Raw genomic sequence first — 20,287 nt, 5'->3', positions numbered from 1 at the left:
AGAGCGCATATTCACGCCAACTGTTGAACGAGCCGCTCAGCCGATGCCGAGGTCCGAGAGCTCCGTGGGAGCCGAGGCGAGGACGCCGAGGCGATCCGTCGTGCGGGTGAGCGCGACATAGAGCGCGCCGACCCCGTCATCCCCGCCGACCGGGGCGATGAGCCCGGGTTCGACGATGAGGACGGAGTCGAACTCGAGTCCCTTCGCCTGCTGCGGCGTGATGACGGCGATCTGATGGTCGAGACCGAGCACCGAGCGTCCGATGTCGAAGCCCGTGAGCGCCTCGGTGACGGGATCGATGAGCTCCTCCGGGGCGATCACGGCGATCTTGCCGCCGCTGACCGCGTCGACCTCAGCCGCCGCGGCGGCCGGCAGCGCGGCGATGACCGCCGCGGAATCGGCGAAGACCTCGAGGGTCGGCGGGGGACCGCCCTGCCGCACCGACTCGACGAGCTCGAGCTGCGGGAAATGCCGGTGGAGGTAGCGGTTGGCCAGGTCCATGACGGCCTGCGGCGTGCGGTAGGAGACCGTGAGCACCTCGAGGGAGAACCGGTCGCCGACGAACTCCGAGAGGATCGACTCCCACGTCCGGGCGCTGTCGCTGTGCGAGGACTGCGCGAGGTCGCCGACGAGCGTCGCCGACTTCGAGGGCACCCGCCGGAAGAGCACTCGCCACTGCATGGGGGAGAGCTCCTGCGCCTCGTCGACGACGAGGTGGCCGTACGTCCATTCGCGGTCCTCGATGGCACGCTCGGCCAGCGTCGTCGCCGGTCCCGCCTCCTCCCACCGGGCCGCGAGCGTCTCAGCGCTGACGATCGCCGAGGTCTCGGTCATGTCGACGACCGCCTCGGCGTACTCTCTGGCCGATTCGTCACGGGCGGCGGTCTGCTGGGGCGTCGATCCGAGCAGTTCGGCGAGTTCGTCGAGCAGCGGCGCATCCTCGATCGTCAGCGGCGCGTTCGCGGGACGGATGAGCAGCTCCTGCTCGGCGGCAGGGAGCACGCGATCCGCCGCGGCGTGGAGCTTGTGCGGCTTCGACAGGAGGGCGCGCAGCGCATCGGCGGGGCTGATGGGGAACCACGCGAGGTTGAGGGCGCGCCGGACGTCGACGCTCGAGCGCAGCTCGTCGAGGAGTTCGGGCAGACGCTCACCGGCGCCGTCGAGGCCCATCTGCCCGGCGAGATCCTCGGCGAGCGTTTTGAGCAGCCCGGCGACGAACCCGGTGCGCGCGGCATTGTGGGCGTCTCCGCTGCGCCGCGCCCGATCTCTCGCCGAGCGCACGTCCTTGCGACGCAGGAGCACCGTGTGGGCGCCGACGCGCAGCCGTTCGTCCTCCTCGGGCACGCGCTCGTAGTTCGCGATGTGGTTGGCGAGCACCGTCGCCATGACCGACCGGCCCTTGATCTCGGCGACCCGCGGATCATCGGAGATCTCCGTGTCGAGACCCGGGTAGAGCTGGCCGGGCGTGAGCAGGAGGGCACCGGTCTCGCCGAGGCTGGGCAGCACCTTCTCGATGTACTTGAGGAACACGGGGGAGGGGCCGACGAGGAGGACGCCGGACTTCGCGATCCGCTCCCGATGCCGGTAGAGAAGGTACGCTGCGCGGTGGAGGGCGACCGCGGTCTTGCCGGTGCCGGGTCCGCCCTGGACGACGAGGACGCCCTGCAGCGGCTGCCGGATGATCGCGTCCTGTTCGGCCTGGATCGTGGCGACGATGTCGCCCATCCGGCCGGTGCGGTGGCTCGTCAGCGCCGCGATGAGCGCCCCCTCGCCCTGCAGGGCCGAGCGCTGGGTGTCATCGAGGGCGTCGAGGTCGAGCACATCGTCCTCGACATCGGTGACCTTCCGGTTCTTCGTCACGAGGTGGCGCCGGCGGACGACGCCCTCGGGGTTCGCCGCGGTCGACTGGTAGAAGGGCTCCGAGGCGGGGGCGCGCCAGTCGATGAGGATCTGCTTGCGGTCGGCATCGGTGAGTCCGATGCGGCCGATGTAGCTCGGTTCGACGTCGTCCTTGAAGTCGAGTCGACCGAAGCACAGCCCCTCCTCGGCGCTGTTGAGGCGGATGAGCTGATCCTCGTAGAGGGTCGCGAAGGCGTCGCGTTCGCTGCGGTGCTGATGGTTGCCGCCGACCTCGGAGATCCTGACGGTTCCCAGTCGGGCACTGGTCTCGTCCCGCAGTTCGTCGAGTCGGGCATAGAGTTCGTCGAGCTTGGCCTGTTCGACGGCGATTTCTGAAGTCTCGGTCATCTCACCTTCTTGGGTCGGCAATCAATTATGCCGAACTTTCCCGGACGGGAGTAGTCGGGCCCGTCACACGGACGGTGCCGATCGAACCGGTCGCGCGCGTCACCAGCCGACACGCTCCGACACGCCACGGGCGGGGCCCACCACGGTGTCCGACTCTCCGGGAGATCGGTCTGTCGGGTCGTCGGTCAGTCAGGTCGCCGGTCTGGCAGGGTCTCGGTCCGTCGAGGTGCGGTCAGCGGCCGAGCCGGGCCGCAAGCGTCTCCCCGGTCAGCCAGGCAGCCATCGTCGGTGCCGTGCGCAGAACCCGATCGAGGGCGGCGTCGGGCAGCGGCCGCGCCGAGGCGGCGACGACGACGTTGCCGCGCCGGCGTCCCTTGAGCACACCGGACTCCGAGGCCGCGGCGAGGTGCGGGAACGCCGAGGCGGCGGCGTCGAGCTCGTCGCGCAGCACCCGGTGGTCGCCGGAATCGGGGACATTGGCGAGGAAGAGCCCGCCGGGTTTGAGCACGCGGGCGCACTCGGCGTAGAACTCGGCCGTCTGGAGTGCGGTGGGCACGGAGTCGTGGGAGAAGGCATCCCGGACGATGGCGTCGGCGGTGTCGTCGCGGAAGCCGGCGATCTCCTCGGCGCCGTCCCCGGCACGCAGCGCCAGGGCCGGAGAGCGCGGGAGGTCGAACCACGTGCGCACGTAGTCGATGAGCAGCGGGTCGATGTCGATGGCCGTCTGCCGCGATCCGGGCCGGCGGGCGTCGAGCGCCCTCGCCAGCGCACAGCCGGCGGCGCCGATGTGGATGGCGCGCACGGTGCCGGCCGGCAGAGTCGCCTCGATGATCCGCGCCATCCAGTCGAGGTATTCGAAGTCGAGGCGGGCGGGATCGCTCAGGGTGATCGACGACGAGGGCACGTCGTTGACATGGAGCACATAGCTGTCGGGTTCTCCGGCGACCTTCTCCAGCCGGGCGGTGCCCGTCGAGATCTCGACGACTTGCGCGCTGGGTGCTGTGAATATCCGTCTCTTCGCCACCACTCACTTCTATGTCAGTTCTCATCTCAGGGCAATTCGTGCGCGGATGCGTGGGGAGAGCGCACGTGACTTGCGCGCCATCGTCCTGTGGACGGATTGGTCCCGTCCACAGGGGCTGCGCGAGGTCTGGCGCGCGGGGGCCGAGGTGGAGTCGACTGGCGGCATGGACACGCCAGCGAAGACCGCAGAGGACATCATCGGAATCGTTCCCCACACCCTGGGCTACACGCCCGCGCACAGTCTCGTCGCGATCCTCGTCGTCACCGACGGACACGGGGCGCAGTCGTGCGCGACGACCCTGCGCGTCGACTTCGACCTCGAGCGGGCGGCGGCGACAGCGGCGGAGGGAGGGGAGTGGCTGTGCGAGCTCGTGTGCCGCGCCTGCCGGCCCTCGGGGGTGTTCCTCGTCCTCTACGACGACGAGTACGCGCCCGACGAGGAGTACGTCTTCGTCGGCCCCGACGACCTCGTCACCCGCGGCGATGCCGAGTATTCGGAGATGCGCCGCAGCCTCATCCGGGCCGCCACCGACGAGATGGCTCGCGCCCTCGGCCGCGCCGGCATCGACACCCTGAGCGCGTGGTGGGTCTCCGACGGGCGCTTCGGCCGTATCGACGACCGCGATGATCCCGGCACCGATCTCGCCGCAGCGCAGTCCTCGGCGTGCGCCACTGAACTCGTCTCGACGGGGTCGGCGCCCGCGGAGGGTCCGAGCGACCTCATCGTCCTGCCGGCCGACGCGGCTAAGAGAGCGGCGTTCTTCACCGATGAGCCGAGCGAACCGACGACGATGACGCAGGCGTTCGACATCCTCGGCGAGGTCTACCCTGGTCTCCTCGCCCAGCGCGGACGCACGGAGGCCTTCGATCGCGAGGAGCTCACCGCGCTGATGACACCGCGGGTGGTCCGCGCCCTCGACCGGATCCTTGCCGAGAAGTGGTCGCGTGACGCACTCGAGATGATCCTCGGCTTCGACCATCCCGATTTCCTGCCGCGTCGGGTGTGCCGGGCTCAATCCGGTGAGCTCGTGCAGTGGGCGCGCCGGGCGGGGAAGTCGCGGGCCGCGGCCGATCAGATGATCGGACTCTCCGACCGCGCGCCCACGCCGTACGACGTCCTGCTCGCGATCGCCTTCCTCAGAAGCTATGTGCCGTGGAGCAGCCCGCGGACTCTGTCGACGGCGTACGCGGTCATCGCCTGGTTCGAATGGTCGCTGGGCGGCTCGACGATGGCCGAGCAGTACGGACTCGCCGCGCTCGCCGTCGATGAGCGCAATTCGCTCGCCGAGCTCCTCGTCTCCGCCGTCGGCCACGGCTACCTGCCACGGTGGCTGATGACGCGGGCGCCGTTCTGAGTCCCTGGTCGCGTCCAGGTGGTGTGTGCGCGCCGAGGTGGGTGCTGGGTCGACCACTACCCGCAGCGTCTCGTCCTACCCGTGCCGGCGTAGGGAGTGCAGCTGCGGGTGCCTCTCGGTGAGCGGAACGGTGCTTGTGCGACTGCGGGTAGTTTTTACGACGCCGAGGTGGCTGCGAGTTGTTCATGCGCGCCGAGGTGGGTGCTGGGTCGACCGCTACCCGCAGCTTCTCGTCCTACCCGTGCAGGCGTGGGGAGTGCAGCTGCGGGTGCCTCTCGGCGAGCGGAACGGTGTGTGTGCGACTGCCGGTAGTTTTTCATGCGCCGAGGTGGCTGCGAGTTGTTCATGCGCGCCGAGGTGGGCGCTGGCTCGATCACTACCCTGAGCGTCACTTCCTACCCGTGCAGGCGTAGGGAGTGCAGCTGCGGGTGCCTCTCGGCGAGTGGAACGGTGCTTGTGCGGCTGGGGGTAGTTTTTCATGCGCCGAGGTGCGCGGGGCGGGGGAGGCAAGAGGACGTCCGGGGAGGGCCGCCGAGGTGGGCGGGGGACGGCGGGAATCTCTGCAACGGTGCCGGCGTTGACCGTGTCCGGACAGGGCGTTTCGGTGCGTGGACGCGGCTTCCCGCCGATTCGCCAAGCGGGGAATAACGTGCCAGACTTGTGCGTTGACCCTGTCATTGCATATTGGGAGAGCTGTGCGCTCGCCCTTGGGCACACGACCCTTGCGCCCCCTTGACAAGGGTCTTAGTAATGTCCTGGTGCAACTGGGAAGTATCAGCGCTCGCGAAAGGTGAACACGTGCCGACAGTCGACAGGAAAACAGTGACTGAGGAGTCGGAGGCCACTTCGTCGGGTGGATCGACGACCACAGCGGCGAAGGGAACGAAGACGAAGACGTCGTCGACCTCGCGTGCCAAGACGACCGCGGCGAAGAAGACGACTGCCGCGAAGAAGACGACGGCGAAGAGGACCACCGCGGCGAAGAGCAAGGCGGCAGAGACGGCCGAGGCCGCGGAGACCCAGGAAACCTCGGAGACCACCGAGAAGAAGACTCCCGCGAAGAAGACGACGGCGAAGAAGACCACCGCAGCCGCGAAGACGACCACGGCGGCGAAGAAGACCGCTGCGAAGAAGACGACGAAGAAGTCCGCCGAAGCCGACGACGCGCCGGCGAGCACGAAGAAGAAGTCCGACTCCGACGTCGACTCGACCGAGGACGTCGAACCGACCGCGGACGCGCTCGCCACCGAGCTCAGCCCCTCCGAGGCGACCGAGACGAAGAACTCCGAGGAGAAGGAGAAGAACGCCGCGGTCACCGAGGCCGGCGGCTTCATCGTCTCCGACGCCGACGAGGACGACGCACCCGCGCAGCAGGTCGTCTCCGCCGGTGCCACGGCCGACCCGGTCAAGGACTACCTCAAGCAGATCGGCAAGGTGGCGCTCCTCAACGCCGCCGAGGAGGTCGACCTCGCCAAGCGCATCGAAGCCGGCATGTACGCCGAGCACCTCCTCGACGAGGGCGAGGTGACCGACCCGCGGCTGACGATGGACTACAAGTGGATCATCCACGACGGGCGGATCGCGAAGAACCACCTCCTCGAGGCGAACCTCCGCCTCGTCGTCTCGCTCGCCAAGCGCTACACGGGTCGCGGCATGCTCTTCCTCGATCTCATCCAGGAGGGCAACCTCGGCCTCATCCGTGCCGTCGAGAAGTTCGACTACACGAAGGGCTTCAAGTTCTCGACCTACGCGACGTGGTGGATCCGTCAGGCCATCACCCGCGCCATGGCCGACCAGGCGCGCACGATCCGCATCCCCGTCCACATGGTCGAGGTCATCAACAAGCTCGCCCGCGTCCAGCGCCAGATGCTCCAGGACCTCGGCCGGGAGCCGAGCCCCGAAGAGCTCGCGAAGGAACTCGACATGACGCCCGAACGCGTCGTCGAGGTGCAGAAGTACGGCCGTGAGCCGATCTCCCTGCACACCCCGCTCGGCGAGGACGGAGACTCCGAGTTCGGCGACCTCATCGAGGACTCCGAAGCGGTCGTGCCCTCGGACTCGGTGAGCTTCACCCTGCTCCAGGAGCAGCTGCACTCGGTGCTCGACACCCTGTCCGAGCGCGAAGCCGGTGTCGTCTCGATGCGCTTCGGGCTCAACGACGGACAGCCGAAGACCCTCGACGAGATCGGCAAGGTCTACGGCGTCACCCGTGAGCGGATCCGCCAGATCGAGTCGAAGACGATGGCGAAGCTGCGCCACCCCTCGCGCTCGCAGGTGCTGCGCGACTACCTCGACTGAGACGCCTCACCGACGACGCCGGGCCCGTGGTCATCCGACCGCGGACCCGGCGTCGCTGTCGTCTGCGCTGCGATCCGTGCGGGAGGGCTCAGCCCAGCCAGTCGGCGACCCCGCGGGCGATCGCCTCGGCGTACTCCTTCCGACCGTCCGCGGATTCCATCGCCTTCGCCTCCTCGGGATTGCGCATCTCCCCGCATTCGACGATGACGGCCGGCACCGAGGCGTTGTTGAGTCCCGCCAGATCCGGTCGTGGGCTGATCGCCTCCTTCCCGTACGCGGGGTTCGGGGTGAACGGCCCGGCCAGCGCCGCGCTGATCGCCTCGGCGAGCTCCGTCGACGCGGTCTCGAGCTCCGGTGTCGTCCCGGGGTCGGCGACGATGACGTGGAAGCCCTTCGCCGACGTCGACTCGCTGCCGTTGGCGTGGATGCTCACCAGCGCATCGGCGTCGGCGGCGAACGTGCCGCGCTCGTCGACGCACGGCCCGACTCCGTCGTTGTCGTCGCGACTGAGGACCACCTCGGCGCCGGCGGCCTCGAGATCAGCGGTGAGCAGTCCGCTGACCTCCCACGCGAACTCCGCTTCGGAGTAGTCGGAGTCGGTCGCGGTGCCCGTCGTGTTGCACGCCTTCTCCCCGCCCCGTCCGTCGGGCACAGGGCTCGCGATCGCGGCGGGATCCTTCGCGTTGCCGCCGTTGTGACCGGGGTCGATGGCGATCGTCGTTCCCGTGAGGTCCTCATCGACGACCCGCGCCGAGGTGGGCGGTGCACTTCCGGACGACCCCGGCGGCAGCGGCTCGGCGGCGACCGTCGTCGACCGCTGGCTCGGCGCGGGGTCGGGGGCGGCGCAGGCGCCGAGCAGCACGGCGCCGAGCACGGCGGCTGCGGGCAGGGCTGCGGCGCGCAAAGGGAGACGTGGGCGGGTCATGGGGCCATTGTTCCAGCAAACCTGCCCGACACGGCGACCCCGCACCCGGGCACGGGGGACCACGGCGATTAGAATTCAATCGAACGAGAGGAAGAGTGTGGAAGAGGAAAGCTACGGCGCACGGCATCTGTCCGTGCTCTCAGGGCTCGAGGCGGTGCGCAAGCGTCCGGGCATGTACATCGGAACGACCGACTCGCGCGGGCTCATGCACTGTCTGTGGGAGATCATCGACAACGCCGTCGACGAGGCGCTCGGCGGGTTCGGCTCCTCGATCCTCATCGAACTCGAGGCCGACGGCTCCGTGGCCGTGACCGACCACGGTCGCGGCATCCCCGTCGACATCGAACCGAAGACCGGTCTGACCGGTGTCGAGGTCGTCATGACGAAGCTCCACGCCGGCGGCAAGTTCGGCGGCTCGTCGTATGCCGCCTCCGGCGGACTCCACGGGGTCGGCGCCTCCGTCGTCAACGCGCTGTCCTCACGCCTCGACGTCGAGGTCACCCGCGGCTCGAAGATCCACAAGATGTCGTTCCGGCGCGGGGTGCCCGGTCGCTTCGACGACAAGGGGAAGGCGCCGAGCCCGGACAACCCGTTCGAGGAGTTCCACGAGGCCACCGGCCTCGAGATCGTCGGCAAGGCCAAGCGGGGAGTCACCGGCACGAAGGTCCACTACTGGGCCGACCCGCAGATCTTCCTCGGCAGCGCCCAGTTCGACTACCAGCACCTCGTCGAACGCGCCCGCCAGACGGCGTTCCTCGTCCCCGGCCTCGAACTCACCATCGTCGACCGCCGCGGCGTCGCCCGTGACGAGACCGGCGCCGTCATCGCCGAACGCGTCGAGGACTTCCGCTTCGACGGCGGCATCACCGAGTTCGTCGACCACCTCTCGATCGATCCGCCGATCACCGACACATGGCGGATGCAGAGCACGGGATCGTTCAAGGAGACCGTGCCCGTCCTCGACTCCTCGGGACATCTCGTGTCGAAGGAGGTCGAACGCGAGGTCGGCGTCGATGTCGCCCTGCGCTGGGGCACCGGCTACGACACGAAGATCAAGAGCTTCGTCAACGTCGTCGCCACCCCGCACGGCGGCACCCACCTCGCCGGTTTCGAACAGGCGACGCTCAAGGCGATGCGCAAGGCCGTGGAGGCGAACTCCCGCAAGCTCAAGCTCGGCAAGGACCGCCTCGAGAAGGACGATGTGCTCGCCGGTCTCACCGCCGTCGTCACCGTCCAGCTCGCCGAACCGCAGTTCGAGGGGCAGACGAAGGAGGTCCTCGGCACCGCCGCGGTCCGCCAGATCGTCGCGAAGACCGTCGAAGCCCAGCTCGGCGGCATCCTCTCGTCGACGAAGCGCGCGGAGAAGCAGCAGGCCGCGGTCCTCATGGAGAAGGTCGTCGCGGAGCTGAAGTCGCGGATCTCGGCGCGCACCCACAAGGAGAACCAGCGCCGCAAGACCGCGCTCGAGGCCTCCTCGCTGCCGGCGAAGCTCTACGACTGCCGTGACAGCGGCGTCGCGAACACCGAGCTCTTCATCGTCGAGGGCGATTCGGCGATGGGCACGGCGAAGTCGGCGCGCAACTCCGACCACCAGGCGCTCTTCCCGATCCGCGGCAAGATCCTCAACGTCCAGAAGGCCTCGCTGGCCGACATGCTCGCCAACGTCGAATGCGCCGCCCTCATCCAGGTCATCGGGGCCGGCTCCGGCCGCAGCTTCGACCTCGAGGCGGCCCGCTACGGCAAGGTCATCATCATGACCGACGCCGACGTCGACGGCGCGCACATCCGCACGCTGCTGCTCACGCTCTTCTTCCGCTACATGAAGCCGCTCGTCGAGGAGGGCCGGGTCTTCGCCGCCGTGCCGCCGCTCCACCGCGTCGAGGTCGTGACGAAGCGCGGCACCCCGAACGAGATCGTCTACACGTACTCCGAGGCCGAACTCCACGCGCTGCTGAAGAAGCTCGACAAGTCGAAGAAGACGTACAAGGAGCCGATCCAGCGCTACAAGGGCCTCGGGGAGATGGACGCCGATCAGCTCGCGGAGACGACGATGGATCCCGCCGACCGCACCCTGCGGCGGGTGACGATGGCCGACGCCGAGGCGGCGGAGCGGACCTTCGAACTCCTCATGGGCTCCTCGGTGGGCCCGCGCAAGGAGTTCATCGTCTCCGGCGCCGCCGTGCTCGACGCCGAGCGCATCGACAGCTGAGGACCAACCCGCGCCGGGGCCACCTCGGCACGGGGGACAGCAGTGCTGTGACCGCGCGCGACGCGGTGCCCGGCGGGAAGCGGTGCCGGGCGCGGTGCTCAGCGCAGCTCCCGCGGATCAGTGCAGGGGAGCGACGGGCACGAAGAGGAGCACCGTCGGGATGAGGAGGAGGCCCGCGGCGACGAGGCAGGCGCACAGGCGCACCATCGTGCGCGCGGGATGGCGCGCCTGGGACAGGCGTGCGATGCGCTCGGCGCTCAGACCCTCCCGATGCTCGGGACTGATCGCCGCGGCGGCAGCGACGGCGCGCGCGAGCACCGCCGGGTCGACGGTCTGACGAGCCTGGTCGTCGGCCATGAACTCGATGAGGCGATTGACGGAGTTGAGCCCGATCGCGGTGGCCGAGAAGAACGGCAGCGCCCGATGCCACGCCGCGAACGGGATGACGAGGATGTCGTGGCGGAAGTCGAGATGGGCCTTCTCATGCGCGATGACCGCGGTGCGCTCGGCCTCGCTGAGAACCTCAAGGAGGCCTGTCGACAGCACCGCCGTGCCCTTGCGCGGCCCCTCGGGCAGACAGTAGGCGACGGGCTCGTTCGAGGAGATGATGCGGGTGTCGGGATAATTCTGCGACGGCTCGCTGAGCAGGTGTAAGATCTCGGCATGGCGAAGTCGAGTTCTCCGCGCTGAATAGAACGTCAGCGCGAGGCAGCCGAGGAGGCGCCCGATGAGCACCAGCGCGATGACGAGGAAGACCCACGCGAGGACGGACAGCCGTGCGTGCGATTCGCCGCGGATGAGATCCCACAGTCCGATGGGAAGATTCGGTGCCCCGGGGTCGACGGCGAAGGCCAAGGCAGCGCCGATGAGCGAGAGTCCACCAGAGAGTCCGACGGCCTGCCAGAGGATGACTTCGGAGATCGGGTCGCTGCGGAAGCGGCGCAGCAGTGCGGGAACCGGCCAGGCGAGGAGGAACGCCAACACTCCCAGGAGACACCCGACGATGCTCATGGTGGTACTCGGCCCGCCGTCAGGAGCGCGTCGAGTGGTTGCGCCCCAGAAGGCTGCGCAGGGTCTTCTCGTCGGCTTCCGACACGGTGCCGAGGAAGCGGGCGAGGACGGCCTGACGATCCGGGGCCTGCGAGAGCACCTCGGTCATCAGCTCGGCGACGTGGTCCTCACGGGTCGAGACTGCGAGGTAGCGATGGGGGCGGATGCTCCGATCGCGGGTGACGAAGCCCTTCTTCTCCAGACGCGTGAGCACGGTGTGAACCGTGGTGAGGGCGAGGTCGCGGTCGGCGAGGGCGTCACGCAGCTCAGCGGCGCTGAGGCCGTCGTCGTGCGCCCAGATGGCGTCCATGACGCTGCGTTCGAGTTCGCCCAGAGTTCCCACGATGTCCTTGTCCTCGGTAGTGACCGCGCCGCCTGCGGCGCTGGTCCGGCTGGAGCCTCCATTCTACCTCTACATGGTGTCGAATTCCATGTGAGACGCGCCTCTGCGTCAGTCTCGCCTGATCTCCGGTCTGCGGGTGCTGACCAGCGCGGACACGGATGCCGGGATGGTCCGGGCTGGAATGTGAGACAGTGGCTTTCAGAGTTCTACCAGGCGTAGAATTCTACGTGTTGTAGAAAGTTTCCCCTCGACGACTAGAACGGAGAAGCCCATGGAACTGGATCCGGTGCTCATCGGACGCTGGCAGTTCGGCATCACCACCGTCTATCACTTCTGGATGGTTCCCCTCACGCTCGGGCTCGGCATGCTCGTCGCGATCCTCCAGACGATGTACCACCGCACCGACAACGAGGTCTACCTGCGGGCCACGAAGTTCTTCGGCAAGCTCTACCTCATCAACTTCATCATGGGCGTGGCCACCGGTCTCGTCCAGGAGTTCCAGTTCGGCATGGCATGGAGCGAGTACTCCCGCTTCGTCGGCGACGTCTTCGGCGCACCGCTGGCGATGGAGGCGCTCATCGCGTTCTTCCTCGAATCGACGTTCCTCGGTCTGTGGATCTTCGGCTGGGGCAGGCTCAGCCGGCCCGTCCACCTCACCGTGCTGTGGTGTGCCGTCATCGGCTCGTGGATCTCCGCGTTCTTCATCATCGTCGCGAACTCGTGGATGCAGCACCCCGTCGGCGTCGAACTCGTCGACGGCCGACCGGTGATGACCGACGTCTGGGCGGTGCTCGGCAACAACACGGCCATCGCCGCCTACACCCACACGCTCTTCGGCGCTGTCGCCGTCGGCGGCAGCTTCCTCGTCGGCATCTCGTGGTACCACCTCTACCGGCGCCGCAAGGACGGCATCGACACCGTCGGCAAGGACGGCAAGGTCATCGTCGGCAGCGCCCCCGATGTGCCCGGTCGCGACGCGATCGACTACCGCGTGTGGATCAAGTGCCTGCGCATCGGCGCGATCTCCGGCATCATCGCCTTCGCCGGCGTCTCGATCACCGGTGACATCCAGGCGAAGCTGATGTTCGAGCAGCAGCCGATGAAGATGGCCTCGGCCGAGGGCGCCTGCCACGACGGCACGGAGTTCTCCGTGCTCACCGTCGGCGACCTGCAGTCGAACAACTGCTCCGACGTCCAGTCCGTGCTCGAGGTCCCCGGCCTGCTCTCGTTCCTCGCCAACGGCGACTTCACCACCCCGGTCCACGGCGTCAACACCCTGCTGCCGGAGTACCAGGAGCGGTACGGGACGAACCTGCCCGACGACCCGCGCTACGGCGAGCACGCCGGTGAGCCGATCAACTACCAGCCCATCATGATCGTCACCTACTGGGGCTTCCGCGCGATGATCGGCTTCGGCTTCGTCGCGGTCGGAGTCTGCGCGCTGGCCCTGTGGCTGACGCGCAAGGGCACGGTGCCGGCCTCGCCCTGGATGATGCGCGGTGCGCTTCTGGCGATCACCGCACCGTTCATCGCGAACTCGGCCGGGTGGATCTTCACCGAGATGGGTCGCCAGCCCTTCGTCGTCGCCCCCAACCCGGCACAGCTCGACGGCGTCTACATGTTCACCCAGGCCGCGCTCTCACCGCAGCTGACCCCGGCGATGCTGCTGTTCTCCCTCATCAGCCTCACCCTCGTCTACGGCGGGCTGATGGTCGTCGAACTCAAACTCATCATCAAATACACCAGAGGAGGGGTCGCCTCGGCGATGCCCGAACTCGCCGAGTCCAACAAGAAGCCCACGATCACCGGCAACGACGACGACGTTCTGTCGTTCGCGTACTGAGGAGGAGAAGACAGATGGAAATCCTGGCAACGATCTGGTTCGTCCTCATCGCCGTCCTGTGGATCGGCTACCTGTTCCTCGACGGGTTCGACCTCGGAGTCGGCATGCTCATGCCGATCTTCACGAAGGACGAGCGCGGCAAGCGCGTCCTGCTCAACTCGATCGGACCCGTCTGGGACGGCAACGAGGTGTGGCTGATCACGGCGGCCGGCGCGATGTTCGCGGCGTTCCCGCACTGGTACGCCTCCCTGTTCAGCGCCCTCTACATCCCGCTCACCCTGTGCCTGCTCGGGCTGATCTTCCGCGCCGTGGCCATCGAGTACCGCGGCAAGGGCCACACGCAGCGCTGGCTGACGTTCTGGACCTGGGCGATGGCCATCGGCTCGACCGTCGTCGCGTTCCTCATCGGCGCCCTCCTCGTCATCACGACGACGGGTCTGCCGCTCAACGAGAACGGCGACATGGTCGGCGGTCCCTTCGCGTGGCTCGGCTGGCCCGCCCTCCTCGGCGGACTCGGCGGTGTCGGCTTCAGCTTCGTCCACGGTCTGATGTTCCTCTGCCTCAAGACCGAAGGCGAGCTGCGGGCCAAGGCCCGCCGCTGGGCACTGGCGACGACCCTGCCGTTCGCGATTCCCTTCCTCATCTGGTTCGCCCTCTCGATCCGCCACAGCGCATGGCTGATCGTGCCGGTCGCGATCGCCCTCATCGCGCTCATCGCCTCGTTCGTCGCGCTGCGGGCCGGGGCGGAGAAGAAGGCGTTCTTCCTCCACGGCGTCTTCCTCCTCGCCGGGATGGGCGCGGTCTTCGCCGGCGTGTTCCCGAACGTCCTGCCCTCGACGCTCGACCCGGCGTTCTCGCTGACGATCGCCACCGCATCGTCGTCGGACTACACGCTCGGCGTCATGCTCGTCGTCACCGCGATCTTCTTCCCGATCGTGCTCGGCTACCAGATCTTCAGCTACCGGCAGTACCTCAACCGCCTCACCGAGTCGCACATCCCCGACGCCCACAAGGTGCCGGCGGCGATCCGCTCGTGAGCTCGCCACTGGGGATCCTCCTGTCGCTGCCCGCCGGCAGGAGGGGCCTCGTCCTCTCCGTGACGAGCGCGGCAGCGCGGGCCGTCGGCATCGTCTTCATCGCCGAGGCGCTCGTGCGCACGATCCTCGACCTCGGATCGCTCCCGCTGTGGATCGTCCTCGGGCTCCTCGGCGCCGGACTGCGCGGGGCGAGCCTGTGGGCCGACCACAGCCTCGGCACCGGGCTGGCCGCCGAGGCGAAGCGCGGACTGCGCGCCCGCATCCTCTCCACGCTGCTGGGCAGGCGGGGGATGCCCCGGGCCAAGGCCGCGGTGACGGTGACGCGCGGGGTCGATGACCTCGACGACTACTTCACGACGGTCGTGCCCGCACTCACCCAGGCCGCGGTCGTGCCCGCGGTGCTCCTCGTGCGGATCCTCTTCGCCGACCTCCTCTCGGCGGTCATCATCATCGCGTGCCTGCCGCTCGTGCCGCTGTTCATGGTCCTCATCGGCCGCTACACCGAGGAGACGACGGCAGAGAGCACCCGTGCGCTCGAGCGGATGTCCGACCACCTCGCCGAACTCGCCGAGGGTCTGCCGGTCCTCATCGGGCTCGGCCGGTCCCGGGAGCACGCCCGCACCCTGCGCAGGCTGAGCACCGACTACCACCAGGCGAATCTCGCGACGCTGCGCATCGCGTTCCTCTCGAGCCTCGCCCTCGAACTCATCGCGACGATCTCCGTGGCGCTCGTCGCCGTCGTCATCGGCGTCCGCCTCGTCTACGGCACGATGGACCTGAGCGACGGACTGCTCGCGCTGCTGCTCGCTCCCGAGTGCTTCATGCCGCTGCGCGCCCTCGGCGCCGGGTTCCACGCCAGTGAGAACGGCCGTGAGTCCTACGATCGGGCCCAGGCCCTCCTCGCCGCAGGTGACGACGAGGAAGCCGGTCCCGCCTCGGCGGCTGCGCACGCGGACCACGCCGTGACCTACGCCGACGGAACCACCGTCGCCTGGGACGGCTCCATCCCGACGACCCCGGGCATCACCGCGGTCCTCGGCCCCTCCGGAGCGGGGAAGTCGACGATCCTCGCGGCGCTCTCGGGCAGCCTCGCGGCCGGGGCGACGACGACGCTGGCACCCGCCCGCGCCGCGCTCGTGCCGCAGACCCCGCGGACCTTCGGGGCGACCCTGGGCGAGGAGCTCGCGACCTTCGGACTCACCGGTGGCGCAGCCGAGGCCGCGCTGCTCACCGCGGGCCTTCCGCCCACCCTCGACCTGCCCACCGGCGCGCTCAGCCCCGGGCAGCTGCGCCGTCTCGCCCTCGTGCGGGTGCGCGGCAGGGACACCGACCTCCTCATCCTCGATGAGCCGACGGCCCACCTCGACGACGACAATGCGGAGTTGATCATCGCGATGCTCGCCGAGGCGGCCGCCGCGACCCGCATCGTCCTCGCCAGCCATGACCCGCGGGTGCTCGCGCTCGCGACCGACACGATCACCCCGCGCGTCACCGCGGCCCCGGTCTCCGCCTCCACCGCACCGGTCGAGGAGGGCACTGCGGACACCGCGACGGACGACTCGCATGACACCGCGGGCACGACGACCGCGGGAACGACGGCGACCGTGGCGGCCCCGAACCTGGCCCCGGCCTCAGCTGGTGCCGCGGTGTCAGCTGGTGCCCCAACAGTCGGTGACCGCTCCGGAGACACCGCGGTCGTGTCTCCCGAACGCGGCTCCGGCGACGTGCCCGCACCCGGGAGTCTGCGCCGGCGCGCGGCGACGCTGCGCACCGCGCTGCCGCTCATGCGGTGGACGATGCTCATCGCCCTCCTCACCGCATGCGCCTCGAGCCTCGCGGCGATCTCGCTCACCGCACTCTCCGGGTGGCTCATCGTCGAGGCCTCGTACGGGCCGCCGATCATGACGCTGCTCGTCGCGATCGTCGGGGTGCGCTTCTTCGGTCTCAGCCGCTCGATCTTCCTCTACGTCAGCCGACTCAACCTCCATTCGGCGATCTTCTCCGCGCTCGGGCGCCTGCGCTCGGTGCTGTGGTCGCATTTCGAGCGCGCGGGCATGAGCGACCGCACGATGCTCACCTCGGACACGGCGCTGACGACGATGGTCGCCGACGCCGACGAGGTCCGCGACCTCGTGCCGCGCACCCTCTTCCCGCCAGTCGTCTCCGCCCTCGTCATCGTCGCCGTCATCATCGCCACCGCGATCCTCGATCCGGGGTCGGTGCCCGTCCTCGTCGCGCTCGCGCTCGTCAACCTCGTCGTCGTCCCGCTCGTCTTCGTCCGTGCCGAGGCGCCGTGGGCGCGGCGGATCCGCGCAGGACAGGCACGGATCCTCTCCCTCCTCGCCCGTGCGCTCGGGGCGAAGACCGACCTCAGCGCCAACGGCGCGAACGCCGCCGTCCTCGGCCGGCTCACCGCGGCCGAAGACGACCTCGAGGCCGCGCAGCGCGCCTCGGCGCGGAACTTCGGCGCCGCACAGCTGTGGGTCGAGGTGACGACGGTGCTCGCCGCGATCGTCATCGCCCTCATCTCCCCGGCGCCCACGGAGATCCTCGCCGTCGTCGTCCTCAGCACCTTCGGTCTCGTCGACCCACTGGCCTCGGCGCTCACCGCGTGGCGGCAGATGCCCGCCCTCGGGATCGCCCTCGACCGCCTGCCGCCCGTCACCGCGGACTCCCGCCACGACGACGATGAGGCCGACGACGACCCGGCGGCCGCCTCGGCGCTCACCGCTCTCGAACTCGCCGATGTCACCGTCGGCTGGGACGGCGTGCCCGTGCTCGACGACCTCGACCTCGCTGCGGATGCGGACAGGTGGACGGTCGTGTGCGGGGAGAGCGGCAGCGGGAAGACGACGACGGTGAGCGTCCTCCTGCGGTTCCTCACCCCGTGGCGCGGGCGCTATGACGCACAGGAGCGGAACGGGCAGCGCGTCGACGTTCTCGCGCTCGACCCCGACGAGCTCGCCGGTCGGATCGCGTGGTGCCCGCAGGAGGCGCACGTGTTCCGGTCGACGGTGCGCGGCAACCTCGCCCTGGCGCGCCGGGATGTGCCGGACGAGGAGGAGATGTTCGCCGCGCTCACCGCCGCCGGACTCGGTCACTGGGCGAGCCCCGAGGGCCTCGACCGGTGGGTCGGGGACCACGGGACGGAGATCTCAGGAGGGGAGAGACAGCGCCTCGCCGTCGCGCGCACCCTGCTCAGCGGGGCCGAGGTCATCGTCCTCGACGAACCCACCGCGCACCTCGATGCGGCCACGGCCCACCGCCTCGTCGCGGATCTGCGGGCCAACCTCCCCGATCACACGGTCATCATGGTCACCCACGATGAGAGCCTCATCGACGGAGGCGACCGCGTGCTGCGGTTGGGAACGGACGTCAGTCCCGCTTCGATCCGAACATGATCTCGTCCCAGCTCGGGACCGAGGCGCGGCTGCTCTTCTTCTTCGCCTTCGATTCGGTGTCCTTCGACGTCTCGACCCCGTCGCTCACCCCGGGCTCGTTGAGCAGGGAGAGCTGGTTGTCGTCGTCGAACGTGCCGACCTCCTGAGTCGGCTCCTGCGGTTCGTCAGCGGCATCGGATGAGGCCTCCGCCTGCGCGGGCCCGCGATCGCCGGCCTTCGCCGCGCTGTGACGGCTCGCCGCCTCGGCGATCCTGTCCTCGAATGCGAACACCTCATCGTCGGTGGCATCGGCGGGACGCCCGGGCGCGGTGTGCGCGCCCTGCGGGTGGGTCTCGGGGTCCTCGGTGACGGCGCGGAGGCGACCGCGGGGTTCGTCGTCGTCGCGACGGCGACGACGGAGGTTCTCGAGGATCCGCCCGGTCTCGGCCTGGTGATCGCCGAGCGTCGCGGGCTGCTCGGCCGGCCGCTCCGGCGCCGAAGCCTGCGGGTCAGGGGTGTCGATCTCCTCGGTGGTGCGACGGCTCGAGCTGTAGCCGGGGATCGGACCGGTGTCCGTGGGACCGGAGTCCGCGAGCCACTTCGCCTCATCGTCGAGGGCCGTGAGCGACCCGCGGTAGTAGTTCCACCCGGCGGTGCGCTTGCGGTCGGCGGCGATGAAGCTGAGTTCGATGTACCAGTTGCCGTCCTGCTGCTTCCACGCGTCCCAGTCCATCGTCTCGATGTCGACGTCGCGCATCGCCAGACGGGTCTGGCTGAGTTCGACGAGCGGGGTCGGGTCGCCGTTGGGGTCGTGATCGGAATAGATGGGGTGCCGGCTCGCGGTGTGCGCCATGTGGGCGCGTTCGGCCAGGGCCGGGCGCTCGTACGTGCGCACCTGGTCGGGGTCGGCGCCGGTGGCCGCGATGACCTCCTCGGCGCTCATCCCGCCGCGGATCATCGCCTGGATGTCGCGCGGGCGGATGGGGGAGTCGGAGCGCACGACGGCCCTGTCCTTGCGCACAGCCGCATAGAGGGACTCGTCGAGCTTCAGTCGATACTGTGCCCCGGAGTCATCGCCGAGGAGCAGATGAGTGCCGTCGGCATCGACCCCGTGCAAGATGAGTTCACGCATTTCGCTCCTTTATCGCTTCTCATGAAGAATCGTGTCACGACCGCACCGCTCAGCCCCGCAGATTTGCTCGCGAGTCGCGAATTCGGCAGGCCGGGGCACGCGCGGGCAGCGGTGGGCGGCGAAAGTGAGTCGAACGTGCTCAGGGTGCGGACAACGGGCGAGCGATCTCTACACGCTGTAAAATCTCTGACGTGAATACGACAGCCCCCATTGACACCCTTGTCCTCATGTCCTTCGGCGGACCGGAATCGCCCGAGGAGGTCGTTCCGTTCCTCAAGAACGTCACTGCGGGGCGCGGCATCCCCGACGAGCGCCTCGAGGAGGTCGGGGAGCACTACTACGGATTCGGCGGCAAGTCCCCGATCAACGACCAGAACAAGGCGCTGCTGGCGGCCCTGCGCGCCGAGCTCGAGCGGCGCGGCCTCGACCTCCCGCTCGTGTGGGGCAACCGCAACTGGGAGCCCTACCTCACCGATGTCGCCCGCACCGAGGCGGCGGCCGGACGCTCCCGCTTCCTCGCGATCGACACCTCGGCGTACTCCTCCTACTCCTCGTGCCGGCAGTACCGTGAGGACTTCGCCGGCACGGTCGCAGGACTCGCCGACGAGGGCATCGAGGTGAGCTTCGACAAGGTCCGCCAGTTCTTCAACCATCCCGGCTACGCCGAGGCGTGCGCGACGCTGCTGCGCGAGGGGCTCGACGACTTCCGGGCCCAGGTCGGCGCCCTCGACCCGGCCCGTCACCGGATCCTCTTCGTCACGCATTCGATCCCCGACGTCATGCAGGAGGCCTCGGCGGTGGCGACCGTGGGCTACCAGGCCCAGCATGAGGAGCTCATGGAGTTCCTCCTCGGCGGCCTCACCGAGGCGGACCGGCTGCCCGCGGAGCTCGTCTACTGCTCCCGCTCGGGTGCACCGCACGTGCCGTGGCTCGAACCCGACGTCAACGACCGCATGGAAGAGCTCGCCGCCGAGGGCGTCACCGGTGTCGTCCTCGCCCCGATCGGCTTCATCTCCGACCACATGGAGGTTGCCTTCGACCTCGACACCGAGGCGAAGGAGACGGCGGAGGAGCTCGGCCTCGCGTTCACCCGGGTGGCCACCGTCGGCACGCACCCGACGTTCGTCGCAGGCCTCGTCGACCTCGTCGAGGAGCGCCTCGCACAGCTGTCCGGGCAGACCCCGGAGACGCCGGCGATCCCCGGCACACGCGCGCTGACCCCCGGCAGCGGGGCGTGCAGCATCGACTGCTGCCGGGGCCGGGTCGAGCGCCCGACCCTGCCGAACTGGCCCTCGGTGTAAGCCCGGCGCAGCAGCCCTGCACACACGGACGCGGCCCCTCCCGAAGCGCTTCGGGAGGGGGGCCCGCGGTGTGTGGGTGGGGTGGGTGGGTGGGGGCGGGGGGGCGGGGGGCCGCTTGTGTGGGGTTGGGGGGGTGCCGGCTGG

13 protein-coding genes are annotated in these 20,287 nt (G+C 69.2%); 7 read left to right on the top strand and 6 right to left on the bottom strand.

What is annotated here, in order from left to right:
- Positions 1–36: 36 nt before the first annotated feature.
- Positions 37–2,247 carry a UvrD-helicase domain-containing protein gene (locus tag ACFQ91_RS10865; protein WP_198498991.1) on the bottom strand — a complete coding sequence of 737 codons (2,211 nt, stop codon included), beginning with the start codon at positions 2,245–2,247 and terminating at the stop codon, positions 37–39.
- A 232-nt stretch (positions 2,248–2,479) separates the two neighbouring features.
- Complete coding sequence (locus ACFQ91_RS10860) at positions 2,480–3,271, bottom strand: spermidine synthase (RefSeq protein ID WP_198498990.1); 792 nt, start codon at positions 3,269–3,271, stop codon at positions 2,480–2,482.
- 163 nt (positions 3,272–3,434) lie between these two features.
- Here ACFQ91_RS10860 and ACFQ91_RS10855 point away from each other — a divergent pair, with 163 nt between their 5' ends.
- Positions 3,435–4,625: a DUF4192 family protein gene (locus ACFQ91_RS10855; protein ID WP_198498989.1), complete on the top strand. Its 1,191-nt coding sequence runs from the start codon at positions 3,435–3,437 to the stop codon at positions 4,623–4,625.
- Between the two features lie 750 nt (positions 4,626–5,375).
- Positions 5,376–6,923 carry an RNA polymerase sigma factor gene (locus ACFQ91_RS10850; RefSeq protein ID WP_344250651.1) on the top strand — a complete coding sequence of 516 codons (1,548 nt, stop codon included), beginning with the start codon at positions 5,376–5,378 and terminating at the stop codon, positions 6,921–6,923.
- Positions 6,924–7,011: 88 nt separating this feature from the next.
- Here the strand turns inward: ACFQ91_RS10850 and ACFQ91_RS10845 are convergent, their stop codons facing one another.
- A complete protein-coding gene (locus tag ACFQ91_RS10845; RefSeq protein ID WP_198498987.1) occupies positions 7,012–7,848 on the bottom strand; it encodes an N-acetylmuramoyl-L-alanine amidase in 837 nt (278 codons plus the stop codon).
- Positions 7,849–7,945: 97 nt separating this feature from the next.
- On the opposite strand from ACFQ91_RS10845, the gene ACFQ91_RS10840 reads away from it, so the two are divergent.
- Entirely contained in the window at positions 7,946–10,057 is a 2,112-nt protein-coding gene (locus ACFQ91_RS10840; protein ID WP_198498986.1) for a type IIA DNA topoisomerase subunit B, read from the top strand.
- A gap of 117 nt (positions 10,058–10,174) precedes the next feature.
- Here the strand turns inward: ACFQ91_RS10840 and ACFQ91_RS10835 are convergent, their stop codons facing one another.
- Both ACFQ91_RS10835 and ACFQ91_RS10830 read right to left on the bottom strand, forming a co-directional pair.
- Complete coding sequence (locus tag ACFQ91_RS10835) at positions 10,175–11,068, bottom strand: M56 family metallopeptidase (protein WP_198498985.1); 894 nt, start codon at positions 11,066–11,068, stop codon at positions 10,175–10,177.
- Between the two features lie 19 nt (positions 11,069–11,087).
- Entirely contained in the window at positions 11,088–11,450 is a 363-nt protein-coding gene (locus ACFQ91_RS10830) for a BlaI/MecI/CopY family transcriptional regulator (RefSeq protein WP_198498984.1), read from the bottom strand.
- 271 nt (positions 11,451–11,721) lie between these two features.
- Here ACFQ91_RS10830 and ACFQ91_RS10825 point away from each other — a divergent pair, with 271 nt between their 5' ends.
- The 3 genes from ACFQ91_RS10825 to cydC are packed head-to-tail and all read left to right on the top strand — an operon-like array spanning position 11,722 to position 17,731.
- Positions 11,722–13,293: a cytochrome ubiquinol oxidase subunit I gene (locus tag ACFQ91_RS10825; RefSeq protein WP_376872212.1), complete on the top strand. Its 1,572-nt coding sequence runs from the start codon at positions 11,722–11,724 to the stop codon at positions 13,291–13,293.
- A gap of 14 nt (positions 13,294–13,307) precedes the next feature.
- The gene (gene cydB / locus ACFQ91_RS10820) at positions 13,308–14,330 is read left to right on the top strand and encodes a cytochrome d ubiquinol oxidase subunit II (protein ID WP_198498983.1); all 1,023 of its coding nucleotides are present in this window, start codon (positions 13,308–13,310) and stop codon (positions 14,328–14,330) included.
- Positions 14,327–17,731, top strand: a complete 3,405-nt coding sequence (gene cydC, locus ACFQ91_RS10815) for a thiol reductant ABC exporter subunit CydC (RefSeq protein ID WP_198498982.1) — start codon at positions 14,327–14,329, stop codon at positions 17,729–17,731. Before cydB ends, cydC begins: the two co-directional genes overlap by 4 nt.
- On the opposite strand, the gene sepH is transcribed toward cydC, so the two are convergent.
- Positions 17,706–18,842: a septation protein SepH gene (gene sepH / locus ACFQ91_RS10810; protein WP_198498981.1), complete on the bottom strand. Its 1,137-nt coding sequence runs from the start codon at positions 18,840–18,842 to the stop codon at positions 17,706–17,708. The two genes, cydC and sepH, sit on opposite strands and share 26 nt — an antisense overlap.
- 191 nt (positions 18,843–19,033) lie before the next feature.
- Here sepH and ACFQ91_RS10805 point away from each other — a divergent pair, with 191 nt between their 5' ends.
- Positions 19,034–20,143 (top strand): ferrochelatase, encoded by a 1,110-nt coding sequence (locus tag ACFQ91_RS10805; protein WP_198498980.1) that lies wholly within the window; start codon positions 19,034–19,036, stop codon positions 20,141–20,143.
- Positions 20,144–20,287: the final 144 nt, after the last annotated feature.

This window comes from Brevibacterium sp. NPDC056726, assembly GCF_042790515.1.
GTDB lineage: Bacteria > Actinomycetota > Actinomycetes > Actinomycetales > Brevibacteriaceae > Brevibacterium > Brevibacterium sanguinis.
The sequence above is the reverse complement of the archived record's forward strand: the minus strand, read 5'-3'. Positions and strand labels throughout refer to the sequence as shown.

Excerpts from the sequence above, each read along its gene's own strand:
- ACFQ91_RS10865 (WP_198498991.1), bottom strand. The coding sequence starts at position 2,247 with ATGACCGAGACTTCAGAAATCGCCGTCGAACAGGCCAAGCTCGACGAA.
- ACFQ91_RS10855 (WP_198498989.1), top strand. The coding sequence starts at position 3,435 with ATGGACACGCCAGCGAAGACCGCAGAGGACATCATCGGAATCGTTCCC.
- ACFQ91_RS10850 (WP_344250651.1), top strand. The coding sequence starts at position 5,376 with ATGTCCTGGTGCAACTGGGAAGTATCAGCGCTCGCGAAAGGTGAACAC.
- ACFQ91_RS10845 (WP_198498987.1), bottom strand. The coding sequence starts at position 7,848 with ATGACCCGCCCACGTCTCCCTTTGCGCGCCGCAGCCCTGCCCGCAGCC.
- ACFQ91_RS10835 (WP_198498985.1), bottom strand. The coding sequence starts at position 11,068 with ATGAGCATCGTCGGGTGTCTCCTGGGAGTGTTGGCGTTCCTCCTCGCC.
- ACFQ91_RS10825 (WP_376872212.1), top strand. The coding sequence starts at position 11,722 with ATGGAACTGGATCCGGTGCTCATCGGACGCTGGCAGTTCGGCATCACC.
- cydB (WP_198498983.1), top strand. The coding sequence starts at position 13,308 with ATGGAAATCCTGGCAACGATCTGGTTCGTCCTCATCGCCGTCCTGTGG.
- sepH (WP_198498981.1), bottom strand. The coding sequence starts at position 18,842 with ATGCGTGAACTCATCTTGCACGGGGTCGATGCCGACGGCACTCATCTG.